Source organism: Nitrincola salilacus (assembly GCF_046271865.1).
Classification (GTDB): domain Bacteria; phylum Pseudomonadota; class Gammaproteobacteria; order Pseudomonadales; family Balneatricaceae; genus Nitrincola; species Nitrincola salilacus.
On the sequence record NZ_CP176580.1, the window covers coordinates 1081954 to 1104021 of the forward strand.

Here is a 22068-nt window from a genome sequence, read left to right on the forward strand (position 1 = left end):
TAAAAGGTTGTTTGACGGAAAAACAGCGTAAGTCTTGTCTCCTCTCAATCACAACCCGGCATCATCAGGTACTGATATGACCATTCGACAGAAGACACCTGATCCCTCAAGTATGGATGATTTCTCCAGAACCTGGCGACCTTTGCGTATTTTTAATACTTATCGTGTGTTTCTGGCGGCGCTGTTTGTGTTTCTGATCCACTTCGGGTTTCATCAGGAGCCACTGGCCAGCACCTCTGAACAACTCTTCCGCCAGGCAAGTCTTGCGTACCTCATTTTTGGTTTTGCCGCGATAGTGCCATTGTGGCTGCGCTGGCCACGCTATCTACTGCAGGCCAGTGCTCATATCGGGGCAGATATACTGATTATAGTCGTATTGATGCATGCCAGCGGCGGAGTCGACAGTGGTGTCGGAATGCTGCTGGTAGTCAGTATCGCGATTGTCAGCACCATGGTAACAGGGCGGCAATCAGGTTTTTTCGCCGCGGTCGCGACCCTGGCAGTATTGGCAGAGCAACTCTATAGCGTGTTGGTTGGGCTGGATCATCATGTCAACTATCCACTGGCCGGCATGCTCGGTCTTGCGCTGTTTGCCACGGCCATCATGGCGCAAGTGCTGGCCAGTCGAGCCACGGCCAGTGAAGCTTTGGCTCGGCAGCGTGGCATAGATCTGGCCGATATGGCGCAACTGACCGACTACATCATAGAGCAGATGGAAGTGGGGGTGATGGTGGTGGATCCCGATGGGCAGGTGCGCTTTATCAACAATGCCGCCTGGCGTCTTTTCGGCGAACCGAGGCTGCCGAAACTTGCAGAACTTGATGATTACTCAGGCGAACTGACGCAAGAGCTTCAACGCTGGAAGCAGATGCAAAGGGAAGGGCGACAGCGCTTTCTGATCAATACCGGGCGGCAGAAGTTATTGATAAATCTGGTTGCTATGGATAAAGGACAGGAGAGCCCCACGTTGATTTTCCTGGAAGAGGCAGATGCCACCAGTCGCGAAGCACAGCAGCTAAAGCTGGCTGCACTGGGGCGCTTAACGGGCAGTATAGCCCATGAAATTCGCAATCCCTTGGGGGCGATCAGCCATGCAGGTGCGTTGTTGGCAGAATCACCAGCACTGGATGCAGCAGATAAGCGCCTGACACAGATCATCAGCGAGCAGTCGAAAAGGGTTAACAGTATTGTTGAGAGCATCCTGCAACTGGGCAAGCGTGATAAAACTCAGCCTGAACTGATTACGCTGGATGCCTGGCTGAATCATTTTCTGCGTGATTACTACTATACGCGCTCCGAAGCGCGAGGTCGCATCCTGTTGGAGCCGGTGCCGGAGAATATGCAGGTGTGGTTTGATCCGATCCATTTGAATCAGATTATCAGTAACCTGTGTGATAACGCTCTGCGTTACAGTAAGCCTGCTGCTGGTCAGTCTGAAGTGGTGCTGAGCTGTGCCTGGTTTGGTGGCAAACACGGTTTTATTGATGTGATCGATACTGGGCCGGGAGTGGCTAAGCAGCATATTGATCAGTTGTTTGAGCCATTTTTTACTACCGATGGCCGGGGAGTCGGGTTGGGGCTGTATCTGTGTCGGGAACTGGCGGAGTTCAACCTGGCACAGTTGCGCTATATCGGTAAAGAGGACGGCGGCGGACATTTTCGGCTACTATTCCCGGCACAGCAGATCGACAGGAAGCAGGAATGAGTGATAACAAAGCAACCAGACGTGTACTGATTGTGGATGATGAGCCTGATATCCGCGAACTGCTGGGTATCACCTTGTCCCGTATGGATATCACCTGCACCGAAGCTGGCGACTTGCAGCAGGCCAGAGACGCGCTGAGTCGTGACACCTTTCAGTTGTGTCTGGTGGATATGCGTCTGCCGGATGGCAACGGCATTGATCTTATCCGCCATATCCAACGCACGCGGCCTAATCTACCGGTCGCGATGATTACCGCGCATGGCAATATGCAATCCGCTATTGATGCACTCAAAGCGGGAGCGTTTGATTTTCTCAACAAGCCTGTTGAACTGCCCACGCTGAGAAACCTGGTTCGCTCAGCACTGCTGCTGGGTGAGCAGGCAGAGTCAGACGAAGTTCCAGCCAGTAATGATTGCTTGCAACTGCTTGGCCGCTCTGCACCGATCGAATCGATACGTCATACCATCCGCAAACTGGCGCGCAGCCAGGCACCTGTCTATATCAGCGGCGAGTCAGGCACAGGTAAAGAACTGGTAGCGCGCCTGATACATGCACAAGGGCCACGCGCAGAGCAGCCATTTGTGGCCGTGAACTGCGGAGCGATTCCCGCTGAACTGATGGAAAGCGAACTTTTCGGATACAAAAAAGGCAGCTTTACCGGTGCCTATGCGGATAAGGATGGGTTATTCCAGAGTGCAGACGGCGGCACTTTGTTTCTGGATGAGGTCGCCGACCTGCCGCTGGGCATGCAGGTTAAACTCCTGCGCGCGATACAGGAAAAGGTGGTGCGACCAGTTGGATCGCAGACGGAGGTGCATGTCGATGTGCGCATATTGAGCGCTACGCATAAGGATCTGTCGCAACAGGTAGCGGAAAAGCGCTTTCGTGAGGATCTGTATTATCGGATCAATGTGATAGAGCTGCATGTGCCGTCGTTAAGAGAGCGCCCAGAAGATATACCGCTGCTGGCGGATCACTTTATTCATTACCTTGCACAAAAAATGGAGATACAAGTACCGGAGCTGAGTGCGGGTGCCAGAAGTGAGCTACACCAATACAGCTTCCCGGGTAATGTCCGACAGCTCGAGAACATCCTGGAGCGAGCCTTGACACTCTGCGAAGGCGCAGTGATAGAGGCAGACGACCTGTTGCTTGATAAGAATAACCATCATGAACAGCCACCCATCACACCAGCAGCACAACTGATCAGCAGCCCTTTTGATCTGGATGAGTTGATCCCGGATGAGGCGCTGGTGGAGCAGGTCGGCCTTGAGGCTTATATGGAGAGCATCGAGCGCAAGCTGATTAATGATGCCTTGCAAAGCAGTGGCCACAACAAAACAGCAGCAGCCAAACGGCTGGGCATCTCATTTCGTGCGTTGCGCTACCGGCTGAAAAAGTTGGAGATGGAGTAAGTAAGGGTGACGCACCAGGTCATGAATGTGACAAAAATTGTCATATCGCGGTGCGGAATAATGTTACTTTTAGTAAGTCTATCGCTTGGTAAAATTAATTATCATTTAAATAAATATATTTATTACAATGGGTTAATTTTATTTCGGTCAGTTTTGTAATGGTTGGCTCAAATATTGCTTGATACGTGTAGGATAGAAGTTCCAAGCATTACAGCGCTACTGGCTTGAGCCAGATCAGCTTCGGGTTTAAAAGGATATGGACAGCAACTGAAGCATAACCTAGTATCAAATCAAGTTAGGTGGACAACGATGTATGGCCACAAAACGGATTGTTAAACTCGCTGGAGAAATAACATGAAAAGACAACAAGGTTTTACACTCATTGAGTTGATGATCGTCGTGGCGATCATCGGTATTCTGGCTGCGATCGCGCTGCCGGCTTATCAGGATTATACAACCCGAGCACGCGTTTCTGAGCTTGTTTTATCAGCCTCAGCGGCCCGTACCTGCGTTACTGAACAGTCTCAGCTTGGTGGGGCTGTTGATGCTGGAGGGTGCGTAGCACCAGGAACAGGTGGTTTTGTATCGGCTGCTACGTTAAACAGTGCGACTGGTGTGGTTCAAGTAACAGGTACCGCTGCAGCAGGTAGTACTGTAATTACTTTAACACCTACATGGGTATCGACCCTTGGAAGTGTTACGTGGGCTTGTACAGGATCTCCAGCTAACTTTGTTCCAGGCTCATGCCGCTAATAAAATTCGGCCCTATAAAACAACCCGCAAATGCGGGTTGTTTTTTTTATGAGGTATGAAATGGCTTTATTAAGCAGTAGGTACAATCATCTATTACTTAAACTACTGCTTTTGCTTTTATGTCTGGCGGTTATGTATGGTTTGCTTTATCCCGGTGTTTATGGGAGAGGCTATTATGACGACTATCATAACCTATCGCCATTAAACTCCGTTCATGATTTTAGAACTGCTTTAGTATTTATTTTTTCTGGTGAAGCTGGCCCGATTGGTCGGCCTTTATCTCTGGCCTCGTTTATAATTCATGCAGGAGGTTGGGTTGAAAATATAGGTGAAATATTGCATTTGAATTTGTTAATTCACATGCTTAATGTGATTCTTGTTTTTATTTTTTCAAATCTTATTGGTAGCAGATTGGGTTTTTATGGAAAGAGGAAGTACTATTTCTCTATTGCAGTTTCAGTTATCTGGGGATTGTCACCAATTAACTTTCCAGCAATATTTATCCCTATTCAAAGGATGGCTGTTTTAAGTGGTTTTTTTGTTTTTTTAGGCTTGATTGTATATATATATTTATTGACTAGATTTGAATCAAGTAAGAAAGGGATTTTTGTTTCTTTAAGTGCATTAATGGTTTTTTCATTACTCGCTACTTTATCTAAAGAAAGTGGTGCGCTTTTAATTCCTCTAGCGCTGTTGATAGATTATTTTTGGTTTAAAGATAGTAAGTGTAGTTATCATGCAACAGATAAGGGTGTACGCTATTCAGTACGCTTTATGCGAAGATCTGTATTGTGGGTCTTGGTATTGTTTATATATGTGTATATGGCTTATCTTGGCGGTAATTGGTTTGAAGTAGCAGGGATTAGGGGATATTCACCTCTTGATAGATTGACAACTCAGTCTGTAATTCTATTTGAGTATGTGTTTTATACATTCATTCCAGATGTTTTTTATTACCATCCATTTCATGATGGTTATGATGTTGTTTTATACAATGATTTTAAGTTTATAGTGTCGTTATTCTCTTGGCTTGCTTTGTTCTGTGGTGCTTATGTTGTAAGAAAAAAAGTACCTATAATTATGTTTTCAATTGTTTTTTATTTTTTGGCCCATTCATCAGAATCTACGTTCTTAATGCTTGAACTGTATTTTGAACATAGGAATTATATTGCTTCATTAGGGATTGTCATTCTCTTTGTGTGGTTTGTTTTTTTGATTAATAATCTGAGTAAACTTTCACTAGTATTTCTGCCAGTTTATATTCTCATAATAGCTTTTTCATCAAATCAGCTAGCGATTTTGTGGAGTGATCACGAAACATCAGCGCAAATTTGGTTTGATCTAAACCCTGCCTCTGCACGGGCAGCAAATAATTATGCGATAGTGCTGCAAGAAAATGGTGCATCTGTTGGAAGTCTAATAGGTATCTTTGATGAGGCATCATTCAGATGTGAAAGCTGTATAATCACCAGAATGGAGTCTCTATCTTTGTCTTGCTATGTAAACGAAGGTGAAGATAGAGGGAGAATTAAGGTTCGACTGGAAGAAGTTGTTGATAAAATACCAAGCGCTTTGCCTAGCAGTGCATTGTTGAAGCTACCTATGAATTTACTTGATAGCTATAGTGCAGGAGAGTGCTCCGCCATTGGTTTAGATGATGTCGAAAAATTAATGTCGGCATTGATGAAAAATGAAGAGCTAATGAAGGTGTCTGGTTATGCCTCTTCAGTGCATCACATGTTGTATAGATTCTCTAAATTAAATGGCGATTTGTTTGCTGCAGAAAAACATATCATGAAAGCTTTCGAAATTAGTAAAAAGTTTCCTATTTATTCTGAGATAATGAACTATTATTACAAAAGTGGAAATGATACAAAGGTAGCTGAAATGATAAGCTTGATGGAAAACAGTAGACCATTTAATCCTGCTAAGCGTATTGCTTGGGATATTCAGTTTAATCAAATCAATGGTCTATATGAAAATGGTGAATAAAAATTATAAAATTTCGGTTGTTATACCCGCTAAAAATGAAGAGAGTAGCATTGGTATAGTCGTTAGCGGGATTAAAAAGGTACTGAATGATATAGAAGTTATTGTTGTTGATGATGGATCGAATGATAGCACATTTAAGAATGCTGCTGAGGCTGGTGCTACTGTAATAGCTCACAAGTATTCTAAAGGGAACGGAGCGGCAATAAAGTCTGGTGCAAGAGCTGCCAAAGGAGATGTCATTGTTTTTATGGATGCCGATGGTCAGCATGACCCTAATGATATACCAAGGTTACTGGAAAAGGTTTATGAGGGGTATGACATGGCTGTTGGGGCGAGAAACAGCTCCTCTCAAGCTAGTGTGGGTAGAGGAATCGCAAACAAATTTTATAACAGCTTTTCAAGCTACATAACAGGTCATAGAATCGAGGACCTGACGTCAGGCTATAGAGCTGTACGTGCAAAAAAATTCCGAGAATTTTTGTACTTGTTACCAAATGGGTTCTCGTACCCTACAACATGCACAATGGCTTTTTTTCGAGCGGGTTACTCAGTTTCTTATGTTCCAATTATTGCTGCTAAGCGTGTTGGAAAAAGCCATATCAAGCTACTGAAAGATGGCATACGGTTTTTGCTAATTATTTTTAAGATTGGTACGCTGTATTCACCTTTAAAAATATTTTTCCCTATATCCTTATTGCATGCAGTTTTAGGGCTATCTTACTATTTTTATACATTTTCGACAGATGCTAGACTTTCAATAGTAACAATATTTATGTTAACTGCAGCAGTTACTATTTTTTTGATTGGTTTGGTTTCGGAGCAAATTACGCAGCTTATTTATAAAGATAGTGATAGTGCTGATGATTAAAATATACAATTTGTTTTTACTTGCGCCTCAAATATCCATCTGGCGCAACTGTTATTAATAATTTATTTTGAACATTTTTATCAATTTCGAATTCCTGATTGTTTTTTAGATATTCTCTTACTGCTGTTTTAGGGTTATTTGCTGATCCCCAAGGGCGGTCAGGAAATGTGCTGTCAGGCATGTCTTCAATAAGCGTATCAAAAACAATACAGTAGCTTCCTTGTGAAACAAGTGGTGCATACATTTTTAGTTCTGCTAGTACATGGTCGTGAGTATGGTTGCTGTCAAGGCATACCAGTATACACTTATAATCTTTAGCAATCGTGTGGACTTGTTCAACTACTTCGGGTGCAATGCTCGAGCCTTCAATCATTTGAATTCGCGATGACATTGGATGGGCCTCGATTGCCGTACGGTTGTGCGCGCGAATATCGATGTCAATTCCTAATACTTTGCGCTCTGATTTAGCAGGATTTAGTGTAGTATCCGCCTCAATTGCATCGCAAATATCAAGTAACGCAAGTAGTGAGGCATTCATAATGAGCGAGCCACCATGCGCTATTCCAGTCTCAATGATCAAGTCTGGCTTAATCTGCCAGATAAGTTCCTGCATTGCGACCATATCTTGTGGACACTGAATTATCGGACGACCAAGCCATTGGAAGTTATATGCATAAGCACCTACAGTTCCAGCCTTTAGAATCCATTCAAGTGAAAGTTTATGTAATGAAGTGTCGTTTGCCAGACGCTCTATATTTTGCTGAACTTGCTGTTGAAAAAGCTCAATTTGGTCCATTTATTTCTCAGTCTTTGATGATATCAATTTGATCTATGCGTCCACCTATCTGAGCACCTACATAGAGGTTTTCGTAATAAAATGGTTCGAAACCAGCTGCGATCATTGCCGAGGCTGCGCGGTCGATATCATACACGACTCGATGAAGCTGAACAGATTCGCCGTCCAGAATAGCATATGCTGCGCGGCAGTCACCATCACGGGGTTGGCCAACCGAGCCCGGATTACAGTAACTACGATCTGTGAAATCAGCCATAATCTGCACATGTGTATGGCCTGAGAACAGCCAGCGAATATCTTCAGGCACCGTGCTGCGTGAAACTGTGTATAGGTACTGATCACATGGATCATCTGGACCTCCATGCACGAACATGAGGTTACCTTCACATAGGAAACGGGGCGATTGACTTAACCACTCAATCTGTTGTGGAGTGAGTAAGGCGCGTTGATAGGTAATAATTTGAGATACTTTTTTTGATCGGGGGCAGTCATTTTTGAAAACTATATAACTATCATGGTTGCCTAAGATGTTAATTGCACCAAGTGATTTTAATAGATCGATACATTCGCCTGGCTGCGCGCCATAACCGACCACATCTCCAAGAGATATGAACCGTTTACATCCACGTTTATGCGCGTCAGCGAGCACGGCCTCTAATGCGGGTAGATTTGCATGAATATCAGAAAGTATGGCCAGCATGTATTATCCAATCCTCTATGTAACGCCATGCTACACCATCTATTATATTAGGAGTAGTTGGCTCTCGGCCATGTACGTAGTAATCGATGGCCATTTCTGCTTCATTGAAACCAAAAGCACTTCGTAGTGAATTACTACTTGAAAAGCGCGGGTTGATTTCAAGGAGGTAAGCTATATCCCCTTCGATTCGAAACTGTAGATTGGTTGGCCCTATTGGCTTGAAGTGTGTGCACAGCTGTAACACTGCGGTACTAATCAAAGTATTTCGCGAAACTTCCGCTTCTATAGTATTACCCATAGCAGACAAACGGCGGCGAAAAATGATTGGTCCCAAGTACTGCCCATTTCCTAACCCGAAAACTCCAACAGTAAATTCCTGTTCATCATTCCCAACGATGCGTTGAAGCATCCACGGTACTACCATTTTTTTATTCCAGTAAACTATGTCGTCTGGATCTTCGATCTTTATGATGCCACGAGAACCATTCCCGTGGCGTGGCTTAAGTAAAAATGGTGGCGGTCCGAGTGCGTTGTTCATCTCTTGCCAATTATTAGTGCATACTGAGGGGATTGTTGTGTATCCAATTGATGTAAGAATTTCTCCAAATATCCATTTATCTGATGTTTGATCGATCAAAGTTGCAGAATTCAATGCAACAGCTGTACCCAGTCCATCAAACCATGAGCGCTGAGTATTAAGAAAATACATATCCTGCTCAAGGCCTGGTAGAATTAATGCAATATCATACTTGCTTATGAGTTTTTTCCAAAAATCTAAATAGAGGCTATCAGTCTCGTCAACACTGGGTTTTACCTCAAATTCGTCACATAAATAGGTTCCGGCTGTGCGAGGGTTGCGGTCGACTCCGATGATCCGAACATTGTAGGTTGAGTGGCGGAGACTACGGATTATGCCTTGTCCGATGATAGCTCCAACCCCTGTTACTACAATGCTTAAGCAGTATTCTGAATGTTTCATTGCACATCCAGTGGGCCAAAGCGGCATGCTGTACCTGCATCCCGAATCATATGTAAGACTTCTACAGTGCTGAGCTGTGGCTTAATCCCTAATATATCGCGCATAGATGTATCATGTGGGAAAGTAATCATTCTAAATGGTGTCTTTTTGGGATCTACAACTACTTCCCCGCCTTGGCCAAATATAGTGAACGCTTCTATAGCGAGTGTGTGTAAGTCAATATTAATTGGATGTATAATCGGTATGTAGCCTGAAAAGTCGCTATTAGCTGCTGCAATCAATATACGTGCGGCATCAGAAATATGAAGAAAATTTCTAGTTCCATTTGAGGCTGGAATCCGAAGAGTAAGACCTTGTGATGCGTAAGCGACAATTCGACCGAACCATGGTTGATGTCGACAGCAGTCGCCATCAGTGTCCAAGAGCTGAGTTAATCGCAAGCTACAAAAGCTACCCCCACGTCTGATGGTAGACCAGTTAAGAATATTCTCACAGTTAAGTTTACTCATACCGTAGGAACTCATTGCTTTGTCTGGCTCACAACTAGGGTCCGACGAAAGTGAACCAGCATAGACGATACGGTTTATACTCATCTTTGTCGCGATCTCTATGACATCGACCGCACTGCCAATATTTACCGCAATATTGAGACGAATTCCTTCTAAGTCATCGTTGCCAAATGCCGCTGTGCAGTGGATTAATACGTCAGCGTTGCATTGTATGGAAAAAATGGGTGACTTACCGGATCCATGACTTACTATGATATCCATGTCAGCACTACGGCCAGCTTGAATAACTTCAATTTCGTATGATTTAAGTTGTCGCACTACCTCACGACCAAGCATTGAGCTAGCGCCAAGTACTACCACGCGTTTCACTTTGATTCGAGCTCCATCAACAGGCCAACACATAGATCTGGAAACTCAATACCAACATTAAGCATTGCCTGAAGGTTCTCGTCAAAATCATCGAGAGTTTTTAACACTGAGAGTGGAAGTGGTTTGAGATAAATGCCTTCCTCGTATGTTATTCGATAACCAGCACGTGTAACAGTCTCCGTAAGGGTTTCACGACAATACTGGCGCTGGTGGCCAAGCGCAAGATCGTTTGTATTTAAGCTATAGATATCGTCTATTACACCAAGTTCTAGTCCCAAACGCCGATTCATAGATTTCGCATTTGGTACGGTAACATATAATTTTCCACCTGGAGTTAGGAAGTCACGATATCGTGTAAGAATCATGTGGGGATCATCGACATGTTCCAGAATAAAGCCCATTACGATTACATCGAATGGTGAGTTGGGTGTATATTCTTCAAAATAAGACTCTACAATTTCTCCACGAAAATCCGGTGAGCCCTGCCTGAATTGGTCAATAACAATAGATGCAGCATCTACTACTACATATCGATCACTGGCCTCTATAAAGATGTGGGCGGTATATCCATGGCCGAGACCTAGCTCAAGTAGGGAGGTTGAATGCCCGAATCGTTGGATGATGCGGTGAGGGTACCAATTCAGGATAAGACGGTTTTCAATTTCAGTTACCGCATTTGGACGATATTCTGAGGATACATCATTTAGATCATTCTTCATGATTCACCTGTGATTGATCAGCCTGCTTGATAAAATTACGCCAGGGTTGTAAGTTGCCATTGATTTGCTCAATACCTGCTTGTCCACAATTAGCTATTAAGTCGAGAGAACTAACATAGGGTGTGAAAGGACCATGTAGCTGAGTATACTCATCTACACCGTAATCGATATATGATACATTTATACCTTGCTGCTCGAAGCGCTCGTGTTCAAGGTAATTACGGGCTCCATGCCCTGTCAGGTATTGGTTTGCCCCAAGCGACCTGCATAGATTAATCAGTCTTTCTGTACTAGCCCCTGTAACACTGAGTTCAGAAGACCTTAACATAAAAGTATCTTTACTGATGGGAGGGAAGTAGCGGACTAGAGCCTCGGTCGACTCTTGAGCAAGCTCCCCGATTGTATGATAGTTGCGCGAAAATACAGCATCAACCAGATCTAACATATCGGCCTTGAAGGGGGCTCCAGCGTAGGCTTGACGTAACTGATCACGTTGCTTTCGCTTCCAGTCCTGACTATTGTCGATATATACTTCTTGGATTAGTTGTCCACGGTGCCAATCGAGTAACGGAACGGTCAACCATCTTCTTCCACCAGCTGTCTTGATCTGTACTCTATTAAAAAATCCTCGAGAGAACTGTACGTCGTCGTAATAGATAAATGTGTCACATAGTCTGTATTGTTCTAATATTCCGGGCCAAGGAAAATACATTGGTTGAGAGATTACTACACAGGTCATGATTATTATCTCAGCATATACCTGCATTTGGGCTTATTATCGAACGCACTGCGGCTATTACTCGTTTCAATTCGCTTGAGCAAATATCGTGATATGTAGGTAGATTGATAGCTCGTGTCGGAATTCCATACGCGATTTTGTTTTCGTGCACCGGGGTAAACATTGGTAAGCTGGACAGAGGGTGGAAAAATACACGTGCATCAGCCCCCTCCGCCTGAAGTTTTGATTGCAGTAATTCTCGTGTTACCCCTATGTCTGTATCAAAAACAATTGTAGGCATCCAGAACCCGTTTTCTGTACCCGGCGGCTCAGGATTCATGGAAATACCAGGTAGATCCATGAGTCCCTTATGGTAAATTTTGAACACCCTTTTTTTGCCAGCTATTAGATCGTCAATTCGCTCCATTTGAGCACATCCTATAGCCGCTTGTATATTGGAAATTTTATACTTAAAACCCACTAGGTCCGCCCAAAACTGCTTAGTCTGACTACTTGCTCTGCCATGGTTGCTGAATGTAAGAGTACGTTCATAGAGTTCATGGTCGTTTGTGACAAACATACCACCTTCTCCAGTGGTCAGAGTCTTGGAACCATGAAACGAAAAGACTCCAAATATGCCCATGGAGCCTGCTCTCTGACCATGATATAGCGATCCTATAGCTTCAGCAGCATCTTCAATAACCGGGATGCCGTACTTATTACCGATTGCAAGAAGCCTATTCATATCACATAGGTTTCCATATAAATGAACTGCAATAATGGCTTTCGTTTTGGGTGTGATAGCTTTTTCTACTTTTTCTGGATCTATACACCAAGTGTCTGGAAGAATATCAACAAAGATCGGTTTTGCTCCCAAGTGCACTATAGGAGCGGCTGTGGCAATCCAGTTTGAGTCCGCCAAAATGACTTCATCATCATGGCCAATACCGAGTGCAGCCATACCCATATGGAGTGCTCCAGTACAGCTTGAAGTTGCTATAGCATAATTCACAGATAAATGGGTGCTAAATGCCTCTTCAAAACGATGTATGTATTCGTAGCAATGATCACCCCAACCATTTTGTGCAGCATCAGTAGCATAGCCTACTTCGAGAGCAGTAATAGATGGTTTAGTATAATAAATACGATGATTCATAGAATCTCCATAGAAGGAATAGCGATGGCATATTGTCCATTCCACTCTCGGATATAATTAGTATATTGCATGACTTCAGAAGCTATATTCCAAGGAAGAATCAATACAATGTCAGGCTTTTCTGCTCTTAGTATATCAGGATGATATATCGGAATTTTGCTTCCAGGTAAGTACTTACCTTGTTTTGCTAGTGCAGCATCACAGACAAAAGGAAGAAGATCAGACTTGATCTTGGCATAGTTGAGCAGAGTATTGCCTTTGGCAGCAGCCCCATATGCTACCACTTTTTTGCCTTGTTCATTCTGCTCAATGAGAAAGTTAAGTAAGTCATTTTTGACTTTGTCAGCTCGGTTTTGAAACTGTAAATAGGTTTCCAGTTTGTCCAGCCCTTGCTCTTGTTCTTGGCGTTCAATATCGATTACATTTTTAGAAATACGCCGCGGATCAGCTGCATGGCTAATATATATCCTGAGGCTGCCCCCATGGGTTGGAAGTTGTTCAATATCATGGATACGTAAATTTGCATTTTTTATGATTCGCTGTACAGCAAGCAGTGAAAGATAGGAAAAATGTTCATGATAAATTGTATCGAACTGGTTGAATTTCAGCAACTCCATCAAATGTGGAAATTCCATGGTAGCTGTTCCACCAAACTTAAGCAGTGTTTTTATACCTTTTGTAAAATCATTAATATCCGGCACATGGGCATAGACATTATTCCCAATGACTAGATCTGCCTGTTGTCCTTTGGCTACAAGCTCTTCAGCCAGATGCTGGCTGAAAAACTTGGACAAAACTGGAATTCCTATCTTCCTCGCCATCTCGGCTGTACCCTGTGTAGGTTCAATGCCTAAACATGGGATACCAGAAGAAACAAAATTTCTCAGCAGATAACCGTCATTTGAGGCAATTTCAATCACCATGCTTGATTTATCTAACCTTAGATGGTCACAGATCATTGTGCAGTAATTACTTGCATGTTCTAGCCAACTACTGGAGGTACTGGAATAGTAGGCATAATCAGAAGTAAACAAGTCATCTGCGCGGGCAAAGTCCTCTGTTTGAACTAGCCAGCACTCTTCACAGACCAGCACCCGTAACGGAAAAGTAATTTCAGGTTTACTCAAATCATTTGCATTTATATATGCGTTAGAAGGAGGGGTGGATCCCAAGTCAAGAAAGGTAGTATGTATAGTTGTACCGCAATGCCTGCACTTCATTTCAAGAGCACCCCTTTAAAATCACTATTGATGTAGGGAAGGCCCTTATCACGTTCTGAAAGGTTGTTGACATCAAGTGGCCAATTAATAGCAAGCCTTGGATCAAGCGGATTTATACCAGCCTCTGCATTTGGATGATAAGGAGCAGAATGAAAATAGACAAGTTCAGTTTCACTTTCTGTTGCTTGAAAGCCATGGGCCACTCCCTCAGGAATTAATAATGCCGTCAGATTCTCATCTGATAAAGTTTCTGCATGCCATTGAAGAAATGTTGGAGAGGAGGGACGAAGATCAAGTGCCACATCCCAAACAGCTCCATGAATACAGGTAATCAACTTCATCTCGGCAAAAGGTGGATATTGAAAATGCATACCACGAATAGTACCTATTGATTGAGTTTTCGTGAAATTTACTTGGGCAACTGGTGAGTACCAGCCTGCTGAAGACAGTTCTTCAATACAAAATAATCTACTAAGAAACCCTCTACAATCAACCTTCCTTGAGTACTTGACTTTAACTACACCTGCCAGTGATGTTGATATAAATTCAAAGTTACTCATTATATTTCTCATAGGCATTTATATCGTTATTACAAAGCTCAAGTGCATCATTTCCAGATCGTGCTGCTTGATACCAATAAATTGTTTTTGCGATCGTTTCTTTGAGTGACCAGTGATTCTTAATTCCAAACTGACTAGATGCAAGGCTTGTATCAAGCTTAAGTTCTGAGGCTTCATGAAGGCCTGAAGTGATCTGGTGAAATTTCGTATTGGCATCATTACCAAACATATCCATAGCCATTGTGACAACTTCCCGGACAGAAGCGGCTTCTGCAGCAGGTGGGCCGAAGTTATACGCGCCAGCTAACTTATTATTATAGTAGAGTTTTTCTGCCATTAATGTGTATGAATGCATACAGTCAAGTACGTGTTGCCAAGGCCGAATTGAATTAGGGGAGCGCACTTCTAGTTGCTGGCCACTTTCCCAAGCTCGAATAGCATCAGGAATAAGTCTATTTTCTGACCAGTCTCCGCCCCCTATGACATTGCCTGCCCTGGCACTGGCAATTGCAACTTTTGTACTGCTTTCATTAAAATAAGACTCTCTGTATGACTTAATAACTAACTCACTTGCTGCTTTGCTCGCGCTGTATGGATCTATACCACCAAGTTTATCTGTTTCTCTATAAGGCCAGGGCCATTCGTTATTTTTATATACTTTGTCAGTTGTTACACAAATCACTACTCGTGTAGAACTACAAGATCTTACTGCATCTAGTAAGTTGACGGTACCCATGGTGTTAGTAGAAAAAGTATCTATGGGGTTTTTATAGCTAGCAAGCACAAAAGCTTGAGCAGCTAAGTGAAAAATAATTTCTGGTTGAAAATTTTTGATGCAGCTTAGTATAGAGCCTGGATCCCGAATATCATTAATATGACTATTGCATAGTGAATCTATTCCCGCAAGATTATAGAGTGACTGCTCAGAGCTCGGAGGTAAGCTGAAACCATAAACGTCAGCACCGTTTTTTTTTAACCAGATAGCCAACCAGCTTCCTTTGAAACCTGTATGACCAGTTATAAGTACACGTTTGCCATGCCAGAAATATTTATTCACAAGGCATTTCATTTCCATACTCTCCAAGGTGGACTGCCACTTTGCCACAACTCCTCTAACAGGTTTTTTTCTCTGAGGGTGTCCATAGGCTGCCAGAAGCCTCTATGTTCATAAGCCATTAATTGACCTGATGAGGCAAGCTGGGTCAGCGGCTCTCCCTCCCAACTTGTCTGATCAGAATTTATCAAGTCGATTACTTTAGGGGAAAGCACGAAAAACCCTCCATTTATAGTTGCTCCATCTCCGCGAGGTTTTTCTGAAAAACCAGTTACTTGGTTATCTTTTCTTTTCAGTGCACCATAACGGCCGGGAGGAGTAACGGCTGTGACTGTGGCAAGCTTACCATGTGATTTATGAAACTCAATCAATGCTTTAATGTTGACATCACTAATGCCATCTCCATAGGTAAAACAGAATGCCTCATCATTATTAAGATAATCTCGAACCCGTAGTAATCTGCCACCTGTTAAAGAGTGTTGGCCTGTATCTAAAAGTGTAACCTTCCAAGGTTCAGCACTGTTGTGATGGACATCCATTCGATTGTTTTTCATATCGAATGTTACGTCTGACATATGCAAAAAATAATTAGAAAAATATTCTTTTATTATATATCCCTTATAGCCTAGGCATATAATGAAATCATTAACACCATGGGCGGAGTATATTTTCATTATATGCCAGAGTATGGGTTTTCCACCGATCTCAATCATTGGTTTTGGGCGGAGGTGTGACTCTTCACTGATGCGTGTTCCCAACCCTCCAGCAAGAATTACGGCTTTCATTTTTTTTCCTCACTGCTTTAGTGATTTAAAAGAATATATTTAACGGTTATTTATTTTTAATTCTGTTTTTTGATAAAAAATGTTGATGACCAAGCGATAATGTCACCAATTAGAATTATTGCTCTAAAGGCAGCAATAGTCGGGATTAGACCGGCGGCTTGCATGCTATTTTTTAAAAGTGATGCAGAAATCAATTCGGAAATTCCTATCCCTTGAGGCGCAAAAATGGCTATATAACCTATTCCCCAAGACAGTAGGTAGGTTCCGCCGATCATTGAGTAATTTGTTTCAATATTCAAATTTGTAAATGATTTTATGAAATAAATAAATGACGCTGCAGCGATAGACCAATATGCGGCTGTAATAAGTATTGATATATAATATTTTTTCAATGAAATATTCATCATCAACTTATGACTTAATAACTTGAGCAATATAGGGGTTAAAATTGTAGTAATTCCAATGACTGATAATAAGGTGGTTGCTGAATGAATTGAGCTGTCTTGAGTATTTTGGCTTATCAATATACAGCCTATAGTTAGTGCTATAACAATGGCTGCTATGTTTTCAAATGCAATGTACTTCCCTATACTGGATGCAGATACTCCTTCGTTGTGATAGTCATTTACTCTTGCAACAGTATGCCATATTCCTCCTGGAATGTATTTTGCTGGTAGTCTTTTATTGTGAATAATAAATGCTTTTTTGTAGTTAATGTTGTTGCCGAATAACTTAAATGAAAATACAGTGAATAGTGGTGATAATATATGCAACAATATCCATAGAAATATGCTCGTGCATAGTGAAATAATTTCTGCTGATAGAAAGATTGTTATTAGTTCATCACGATTATTTAATGCTATATATAAGATTGCTGCAAGTGCAGTTACAGTAAATGTTTGTTTAATGAGGTTTAGTGTTTTTTTAATATTGGTGGTGCCATGGTGGCTTCTTTTATTCGGCATCATGGTTTGGTGTCTTAGATAAATATTTACCGCAGAAGTATTTTATGGGCATTGTAAATATCAGGAGAAATAATATGGATATTTTTATTTTTATTGGTGTGTTTGACCTTAGCGTGTTTGATATTAGGGCGTATGGAAGTTGCGCAAGTGGAAAGGCTTTGCTGGTTAGAGATGTTGCAAGCCCAAAGCTTTCACTTTTGTAGCGTTTTAGTTTTTCTTCATAATTTTTTTCTCTTCTAAACTCTCTTCTATTCCATTCTGTATTTTTTACATGAATGAAATCACCATTCAGTGCAAGGCTTGTAAGGAAGACCAAGTCACTGCCAACGATTTTTGTTATACTTTTTGAACTAATATTTTCTCTTCTGATTATACCTAAAATTGGATTCATACTCCCCCAGAATACAGTGAAGTATCTGGCTACAGGGTCTAGCCCTCTTGTGTCATAATGGCTTGTTTTTATTTTTAGCCTATGTCCTGTCTCTGAAATCCAATTGTTTGATGCAATTGCCAGCGATGCTGTTTGATTTAATTCTAGTTGTTCAACATATTTCTCAATTAGATTATTTTTCCATAAATCATGCCCTGAGGCCCACATGAAATATTTTCCTGTTGAGTTTTTAAGTACATATTCGAAGTTTGCGGCAGCTCCGTTGTTTTTGTCAAATCTGTGAAGCTTTATTTTTTTATTGTTTTTTGAATAATCAGAGCATATTTGAAAAGTGCTGTCAGTTGAGAAGTTGTCTGAAATAATTATCTCAATGTTTTTGTAGCTTTGACTAAGGATTGAGTCCAGTGAGCTTTGTATGAATCGTGACTCGTTATAAACAGGCATTCCTATCGAAACTAAAGGTTTTCTGTTTTCCTCTTCGAGATCTATTTTATTGTTGTTCATAATTTATTGTGTTGAATTTTTTTAGTTATTTCTGAAATGAGTACTATGAATATTATTTTCATTTTTCAGGTGGGCTTGCAGTAGTTTTTTGTATTTTTAGTTGCCGTAGATAATAATATATCCCTCAGGTTTTTCTCGCAATGTTATCACCATGCACCAGCATCGCCTCCACGGAAATATCATGAAACCCCGCATGTCTCTAAGACTTGCGACAGGTACTCCCAGCTCATTGCTACCTTCTTTCGTTTGCGCTGAATGCCCGCTTTGAAGGTTTTCTCACTCTTCAAGAAGTTCATCGCAATATGCCTGACGGCTGCCAAGTTCTCTGCCGCATCTTCTCGACGTATCCGACAGGCATCCTCTTTAAATCCAACATCCAGACACCAGTGCAATTTATTCTCTATCTGCCAGTGCTGGCGTACCGCCTGCGCAAAACGCTCCGCTGTTAAAACTTCTGAGCTAATGTAGTAGCGAATCTGGGCATGATCCGGGATGGTTTCTCCTTCCTGTCGGAAAGAGATTGCTACCCCCACACTCTTCATGTCCGGCCAGTCAAATGACAGGTTGGCGAAGTTCAGTGTCTGGCTTCAGCACGAAGCTTAGTAACCTCATCAACAGATAATCCCGAAATATCGGCTATCATGGCATCATCCATTTCGGTACGAGCGATCAGGTTGCGTGCCGTCTCACACATGGTTTCCATTCGGCCTTTCTGAATACCTTTTTGAATACCTATTTGCTCACCCTCTTGCCGTCCCTCTATACGCCCCTCTATCCGCTCTTTCTTCACCAGCTTTTCCAGGTTTTCTGCCAACATCTCTCTATCCTCCATCAAGCTATTCAGTGGATCCAAGTTTACACCGGCACCCAGATACTGCAGGTGGCGCTTCAGCCAGCGGGTAATGATCTTGTCAATGCGCTCTTTATTCGGGTCTGCCCTGATGATCGCAACGATCCTGTCGACTGCTTGTTGCAAAGCTCCCCAGCTTTCACCGGCATTTTCAACCCCAAAGATACCGCTTAGGGGGGTGTGTCGACTGGTTAACTCTTCATCAGTATAACGCCCTTCGTCTATCAGGTAATAGCGCAGATGTGGCTGATAGACTCGCAGAAAGGCCGGGGGTTCCGGTTTCACCATTTCGTAGATATCCTGCCGGGCTCGCCAGCGCTTGGTGCCATTGTACAGCACAATCGGCAGTATCGGCGGGAGGCCCTGTCTGGGGGTTGTTTCCCTGGTCTTCAGCAGATGATCATAGAAGCAGGCGACGTAGTGCATCAGTCGGATGGGCATGGTGTAATCAATCCGAGACTGAAATTCCAGCAGGATATACAGGAAAATCTGCTGTCTGCTCCCTTGCCAGTTGACCTCGGCTGACCAGACCACATCCTCGAACTTTTCTTCAAACAGCGGGGTAATATAGTTGCCGCTGTGATTCCTCAGTGTGGAAAAGTCCATGATCCGGGCGATTTCCGGTGGCGCGAAGCCTTCGATCAGTTGCTGAACGAATTCAGGGTGACTGAACAGCTCCTTGTAGCCTGTATCGTGATGTTGGCTTGCCATGCAACCTCCTTGTTGCTTGGTTTACGGGTCGTGTTTTACGGGTAGCGGTTTAGTGTCTGGCTTCAGCCAGCTCTACGCGAATCTCCTGCTTAGCAGCTTGTGCTGCCTGTTCAATTTTATCTTTAAGTGCCAACCGTGCCGCTTGATCCCCATGAATCAAGCGCACCTCCCGCGGCCACTTTTTCATCCGCCTGATAAAGTTAACCAGATCCTTCTGATCCGCATGTGCGCTGTATCCGCTGATACTATCAACGCCTGCATTAATACGATAGCGCTGGCCCTCCAGCGTCACTTCATCTTTACCTGGCGTTGCGTTCTGTATCTGGTGGCCCGGTGTGCCGGGAGCCTGATAGCCCACAAACAGTACCTGATGCCTTGAGTCTTCTATCATTGCCTTCAGGTAGTTCATCACTCGGCCACCGGCTGCCATGCCACTGGCGGCGATCACCACGGCGGGTTGTCCGGTTTTGGCCAGATAGTCGACGGTCCGTTGGTGTTCGTCGTGGTTGCCGATGGTGTAGAGGTTGGCGAAGTTCAGTGGGTGGCGTCCGGCCTTCAGGCGGCGCTGTGCTTCATCGTCCCAGTAGGGTTTCAGTTGTCGGTACACTTTGGTGAATTCAGCTGCCAGTGGCGAGTCGACAATCACTTGCAGGTTTTTCCACAGGGGCTTGGTTTTCCCGTCGCCACCAGGGCTGTGTCGGTGGATCAGTTCTTCCAGTTCATACAGCAGTTCTTGTGTGCGCCCGATGCTGAAGGCCGGGATAATTACGGTGCCATCGTTCTGCAGGGCTTTTTCTATCGCTGCTTTGAGCCGGTTGATACGGTCGTGTCGGCTCTGGTGTCTGCGATTGCCATAGGTGGATTCCAGCACGACGATATCGGCATGATGCGGCGATTGCGGTGCTGGCAGCAGTGCGCTGCCGGGTGCGCCCAGGTCACCCGAGAAGACGATGCGCGTGTTGTGGATGCGAGTGTTGTGATCAGGTTTGTTTGTCACGGATATCTCGAAGTAGCAGGAGCCGAGTATATGGCCGGCGCGTTGCAGCTTTATTCGGGTGCGCAGGGCCGGTGTGTCGATGACGGTGTGCCAGGTTTTGTAGTCCAGCGGTACGAGTAGCTGGGCGATCCTGGCCTTGAACTGTTCGATCAGTTTTGCATCCCGTGTGAAGCCGACCCGTAAGGCATCTTCCAGTACCAGCGGCAGGAGCAGGGCCGATGGCTTTGAGCAGTAGATGGGGCCGTTGTAGCCTGCTGCGATCAGGTAGGGCAGGCGACCGACATGGTCGATATGCACATGGGTGATCAGCAGGGCTTTGATCTTGCTCAGGTCGAACTGAACCTTGAGCTGTTCGAAGGTGTCGTCGGCGGCATCTCGCCCCTGAAACAGTCCGCAATCGATCAGCAGTGAGTGTTCGCTATCGCAGTTGAGCTGGTGGCAACTGCCGGTGACGCCGCTGGCACCTCCATGGTGAATGATGTTCGGGTACGCGTTTGCTGGGTCAGGCATCCTTGTCCTCTTATTTTCCTTGATGGTGACTATGATTGGTTCAGATAGGGTGTGATGAACGTTTGTGATTGTTGAAATATTTCTGTGATCAACGAGAAGCTGTCAAACACCTGGTTGATCGCTTCGCTCATACTGCGTGCATCATCTTCGTACTTGTGTGTCAGTTGGTTACGCAAGGCTCTCAGCTCAAGCCATTGTGCTTTGCTGTTCAGTGCACCCAGTTGTTCCAGTCGGTTGAGTTTGTCCAGAAAGGGTTGGTTCTTTGCTGGCTCCTCCAGCAGATCCAGTATCAATCTGAACAGGCGCTCTCCGATCGCATCCTGTAGTTTGGTAAAGCGGAAGATATACTGATCCAGCGCTTCGACCTCTTCATCGCTGAGTGCTTTATAACGGGGCTCATTAAGCGGCATGATGGTTGAAAGCTTGTTGCTGGCATATCGCATCCGCTTGAGGTGGGTTTCACACTCTTGTAGTGCCTTCTGTACTTTGACCACTGTCAGGCTGTCGTTCATAGTTGCACGCCTGTGTTTCTGGCTTCCTGCTCGATAAGCCGGGTAGGGTCTTGTGCCATGACGATATCAATCTTCTGCTCACCGAGGGACTCCATCAGCAGGGCCAGCAGTTTGATCTTTTTAGAAAAGTTATCCGGGCTGTCGATTGTTTCAATAAACAGGTCGATATCGCCACCTCTTTTCTGGTCGTCAGTGCGGCTGCCGAAGAGGTAGACCTGTGCATTCTGACCGAATACCTGATGGGTGTGTCGCACAATGGCTTCTTTTTCGTGGTCGCTCAATCGCATGGGGTTCAATCGCATGAACTATGTGAATCCTGGTAAAAAAGCA

23 protein-coding genes are annotated in these 22068 nt (G+C 43.8%); 5 read left to right on the forward strand and 18 right to left on the reverse strand.

Annotated elements, in window-relative coordinates; all coding sequences use genetic code 11:
* The first annotated feature begins 76 nt into the window (after window positions 1-76).
* From ACK3CJ_RS05045 to ACK3CJ_RS05065, 5 genes are all read left to right on the forward strand, one after another.
* Complete coding sequence (locus ACK3CJ_RS05045; RefSeq protein WP_409525336.1) at window positions 77-1705, forward strand: sensor histidine kinase; 1629 nt, start codon at window positions 77-79, stop codon at window positions 1703-1705.
* Window positions 1702-3120 (forward strand): sigma-54-dependent transcriptional regulator, encoded by a 1419-nt coding sequence (locus tag ACK3CJ_RS05050; RefSeq protein WP_409525337.1) that lies wholly within the window; start codon window positions 1702-1704, stop codon window positions 3118-3120. The genes ACK3CJ_RS05045 and ACK3CJ_RS05050 overlap by 4 nt, the downstream gene beginning before the upstream one ends.
* A 354-nt stretch (window positions 3121-3474) precedes the next feature.
* Complete coding sequence (locus ACK3CJ_RS05055) at window positions 3475-3873, forward strand: pilin (RefSeq protein WP_409525338.1); 399 nt, start codon at window positions 3475-3477, stop codon at window positions 3871-3873.
* A 60-nt stretch (window positions 3874-3933) separates the two neighbouring features.
* Complete coding sequence (locus ACK3CJ_RS05060) at window positions 3934-5865, forward strand: hypothetical protein (protein ID WP_409525339.1); 1932 nt, start codon at window positions 3934-3936, stop codon at window positions 5863-5865.
* Window positions 5849-6733 carry a glycosyltransferase family 2 protein gene (locus tag ACK3CJ_RS05065; protein WP_409525340.1) on the forward strand — a complete coding sequence of 295 codons (885 nt, stop codon included), beginning with the start codon at window positions 5849-5851 and terminating at the stop codon, window positions 6731-6733. The genes ACK3CJ_RS05060 and ACK3CJ_RS05065 overlap by 17 nt, the downstream gene beginning before the upstream one ends.
* Before the next feature lie 16 nt (window positions 6734-6749).
* On the opposite strand, the gene ACK3CJ_RS05070 is transcribed toward ACK3CJ_RS05065, so the two are convergent.
* From ACK3CJ_RS05070 to ACK3CJ_RS05155, 18 genes are all read right to left on the reverse strand, one after another.
* Window positions 6750-7529, reverse strand: coding sequence for a cephalosporin hydroxylase family protein (locus ACK3CJ_RS05070; RefSeq protein ID WP_409525342.1), 780 nt, complete (start codon window positions 7527-7529; stop codon window positions 6750-6752).
* 7 nt (window positions 7530-7536) lie between these two features.
* On the reverse strand, window positions 7537-8229 hold the full coding sequence (locus tag ACK3CJ_RS05075) for a metallophosphoesterase family protein (protein WP_409525343.1): 693 nt from the start codon (window positions 8227-8229) through the stop codon (window positions 7537-7539).
* A complete protein-coding gene (locus tag ACK3CJ_RS05080; RefSeq protein ID WP_409525344.1) occupies window positions 8210-9208 on the reverse strand; it encodes an ATP-grasp domain-containing protein in 999 nt (332 codons plus the stop codon). Before ACK3CJ_RS05080 ends, ACK3CJ_RS05075 begins: the two co-directional genes overlap by 20 nt.
* On the reverse strand, window positions 9205-10086 hold the full coding sequence (locus ACK3CJ_RS05085; protein WP_409525345.1) for an NAD-dependent epimerase/dehydratase family protein: 882 nt from the start codon (window positions 10084-10086) through the stop codon (window positions 9205-9207). Before ACK3CJ_RS05085 ends, ACK3CJ_RS05080 begins: the two co-directional genes overlap by 4 nt.
* Entirely contained in the window at window positions 10083-10805 is a 723-nt protein-coding gene (locus ACK3CJ_RS05090) for a class I SAM-dependent methyltransferase (protein WP_409525346.1), read from the reverse strand. Before ACK3CJ_RS05090 ends, ACK3CJ_RS05085 begins: the two co-directional genes overlap by 4 nt.
* On the reverse strand, window positions 10795-11544 hold the full coding sequence (locus tag ACK3CJ_RS05095) for a WbqC family protein (RefSeq protein WP_409525347.1): 750 nt from the start codon (window positions 11542-11544) through the stop codon (window positions 10795-10797). The genes ACK3CJ_RS05090 and ACK3CJ_RS05095 overlap by 11 nt, the downstream gene beginning before the upstream one ends.
* A 10-nt stretch (window positions 11545-11554) precedes the next feature.
* The gene (locus ACK3CJ_RS05100) at window positions 11555-12679 is read right to left on the reverse strand and encodes a DegT/DnrJ/EryC1/StrS family aminotransferase (RefSeq protein WP_409525348.1); all 1125 of its coding nucleotides are present in this window, start codon (window positions 12677-12679) and stop codon (window positions 11555-11557) included.
* Window positions 12676-13899 (reverse strand): methyltransferase domain-containing protein, encoded by a 1224-nt coding sequence (locus tag ACK3CJ_RS05105; RefSeq protein ID WP_409525350.1) that lies wholly within the window; start codon window positions 13897-13899, stop codon window positions 12676-12678. Before ACK3CJ_RS05105 ends, ACK3CJ_RS05100 begins: the two co-directional genes overlap by 4 nt.
* A complete protein-coding gene (locus ACK3CJ_RS05110) occupies window positions 13896-14459 on the reverse strand; it encodes a dTDP-4-dehydrorhamnose 3,5-epimerase family protein (protein ID WP_409525351.1) in 564 nt (187 codons plus the stop codon). Before ACK3CJ_RS05110 ends, ACK3CJ_RS05105 begins: the two co-directional genes overlap by 4 nt.
* The gene (gene rfbG / locus ACK3CJ_RS05115) at window positions 14452-15516 is read right to left on the reverse strand and encodes a CDP-glucose 4,6-dehydratase (protein ID WP_409525352.1); all 1065 of its coding nucleotides are present in this window, start codon (window positions 15514-15516) and stop codon (window positions 14452-14454) included. Before rfbG ends, ACK3CJ_RS05110 begins: the two co-directional genes overlap by 8 nt.
* A gap of 8 nt (window positions 15517-15524) precedes the next feature.
* A complete protein-coding gene (gene rfbF / locus ACK3CJ_RS05120) occupies window positions 15525-16298 on the reverse strand; it encodes a glucose-1-phosphate cytidylyltransferase (RefSeq protein WP_409525353.1) in 774 nt (257 codons plus the stop codon).
* A gap of 56 nt (window positions 16299-16354) precedes the next feature.
* A complete protein-coding gene (locus tag ACK3CJ_RS05125) occupies window positions 16355-17266 on the reverse strand; it encodes a hypothetical protein (protein ID WP_409525354.1) in 912 nt (303 codons plus the stop codon).
* Complete coding sequence (locus ACK3CJ_RS05130) at window positions 17253-18158, reverse strand: glycosyltransferase family 2 protein (RefSeq protein ID WP_409525355.1); 906 nt, start codon at window positions 18156-18158, stop codon at window positions 17253-17255. Before ACK3CJ_RS05130 ends, ACK3CJ_RS05125 begins: the two co-directional genes overlap by 14 nt.
* Window positions 18159-18337: 179 nt before the next feature.
* Window positions 18338-18691, reverse strand: coding sequence for an ISAs1 family transposase (locus tag ACK3CJ_RS05135; protein WP_409525356.1), 354 nt, complete (start codon window positions 18689-18691; stop codon window positions 18338-18340).
* A 41-nt stretch (window positions 18692-18732) separates the two neighbouring features.
* A complete protein-coding gene (locus ACK3CJ_RS05140) occupies window positions 18733-19719 on the reverse strand; it encodes an Rpn family recombination-promoting nuclease/putative transposase (RefSeq protein WP_409525357.1) in 987 nt (328 codons plus the stop codon).
* A gap of 49 nt (window positions 19720-19768) precedes the next feature.
* A complete protein-coding gene (locus tag ACK3CJ_RS05145) occupies window positions 19769-21226 on the reverse strand; it encodes an MBL fold metallo-hydrolase RNA specificity domain-containing protein (RefSeq protein ID WP_409525358.1) in 1458 nt (485 codons plus the stop codon).
* 29 nt (window positions 21227-21255) lie between these two features.
* Entirely contained in the window at window positions 21256-21738 is a 483-nt protein-coding gene (locus ACK3CJ_RS05150) for a hypothetical protein (protein WP_409525359.1), read from the reverse strand.
* Complete coding sequence (locus tag ACK3CJ_RS05155; protein WP_409525360.1) at window positions 21735-22040, reverse strand: nucleotidyltransferase domain-containing protein; 306 nt, start codon at window positions 22038-22040, stop codon at window positions 21735-21737. The genes ACK3CJ_RS05150 and ACK3CJ_RS05155 overlap by 4 nt, the downstream gene beginning before the upstream one ends.
* Window positions 22041-22068 lie beyond the last annotated feature (28 nt).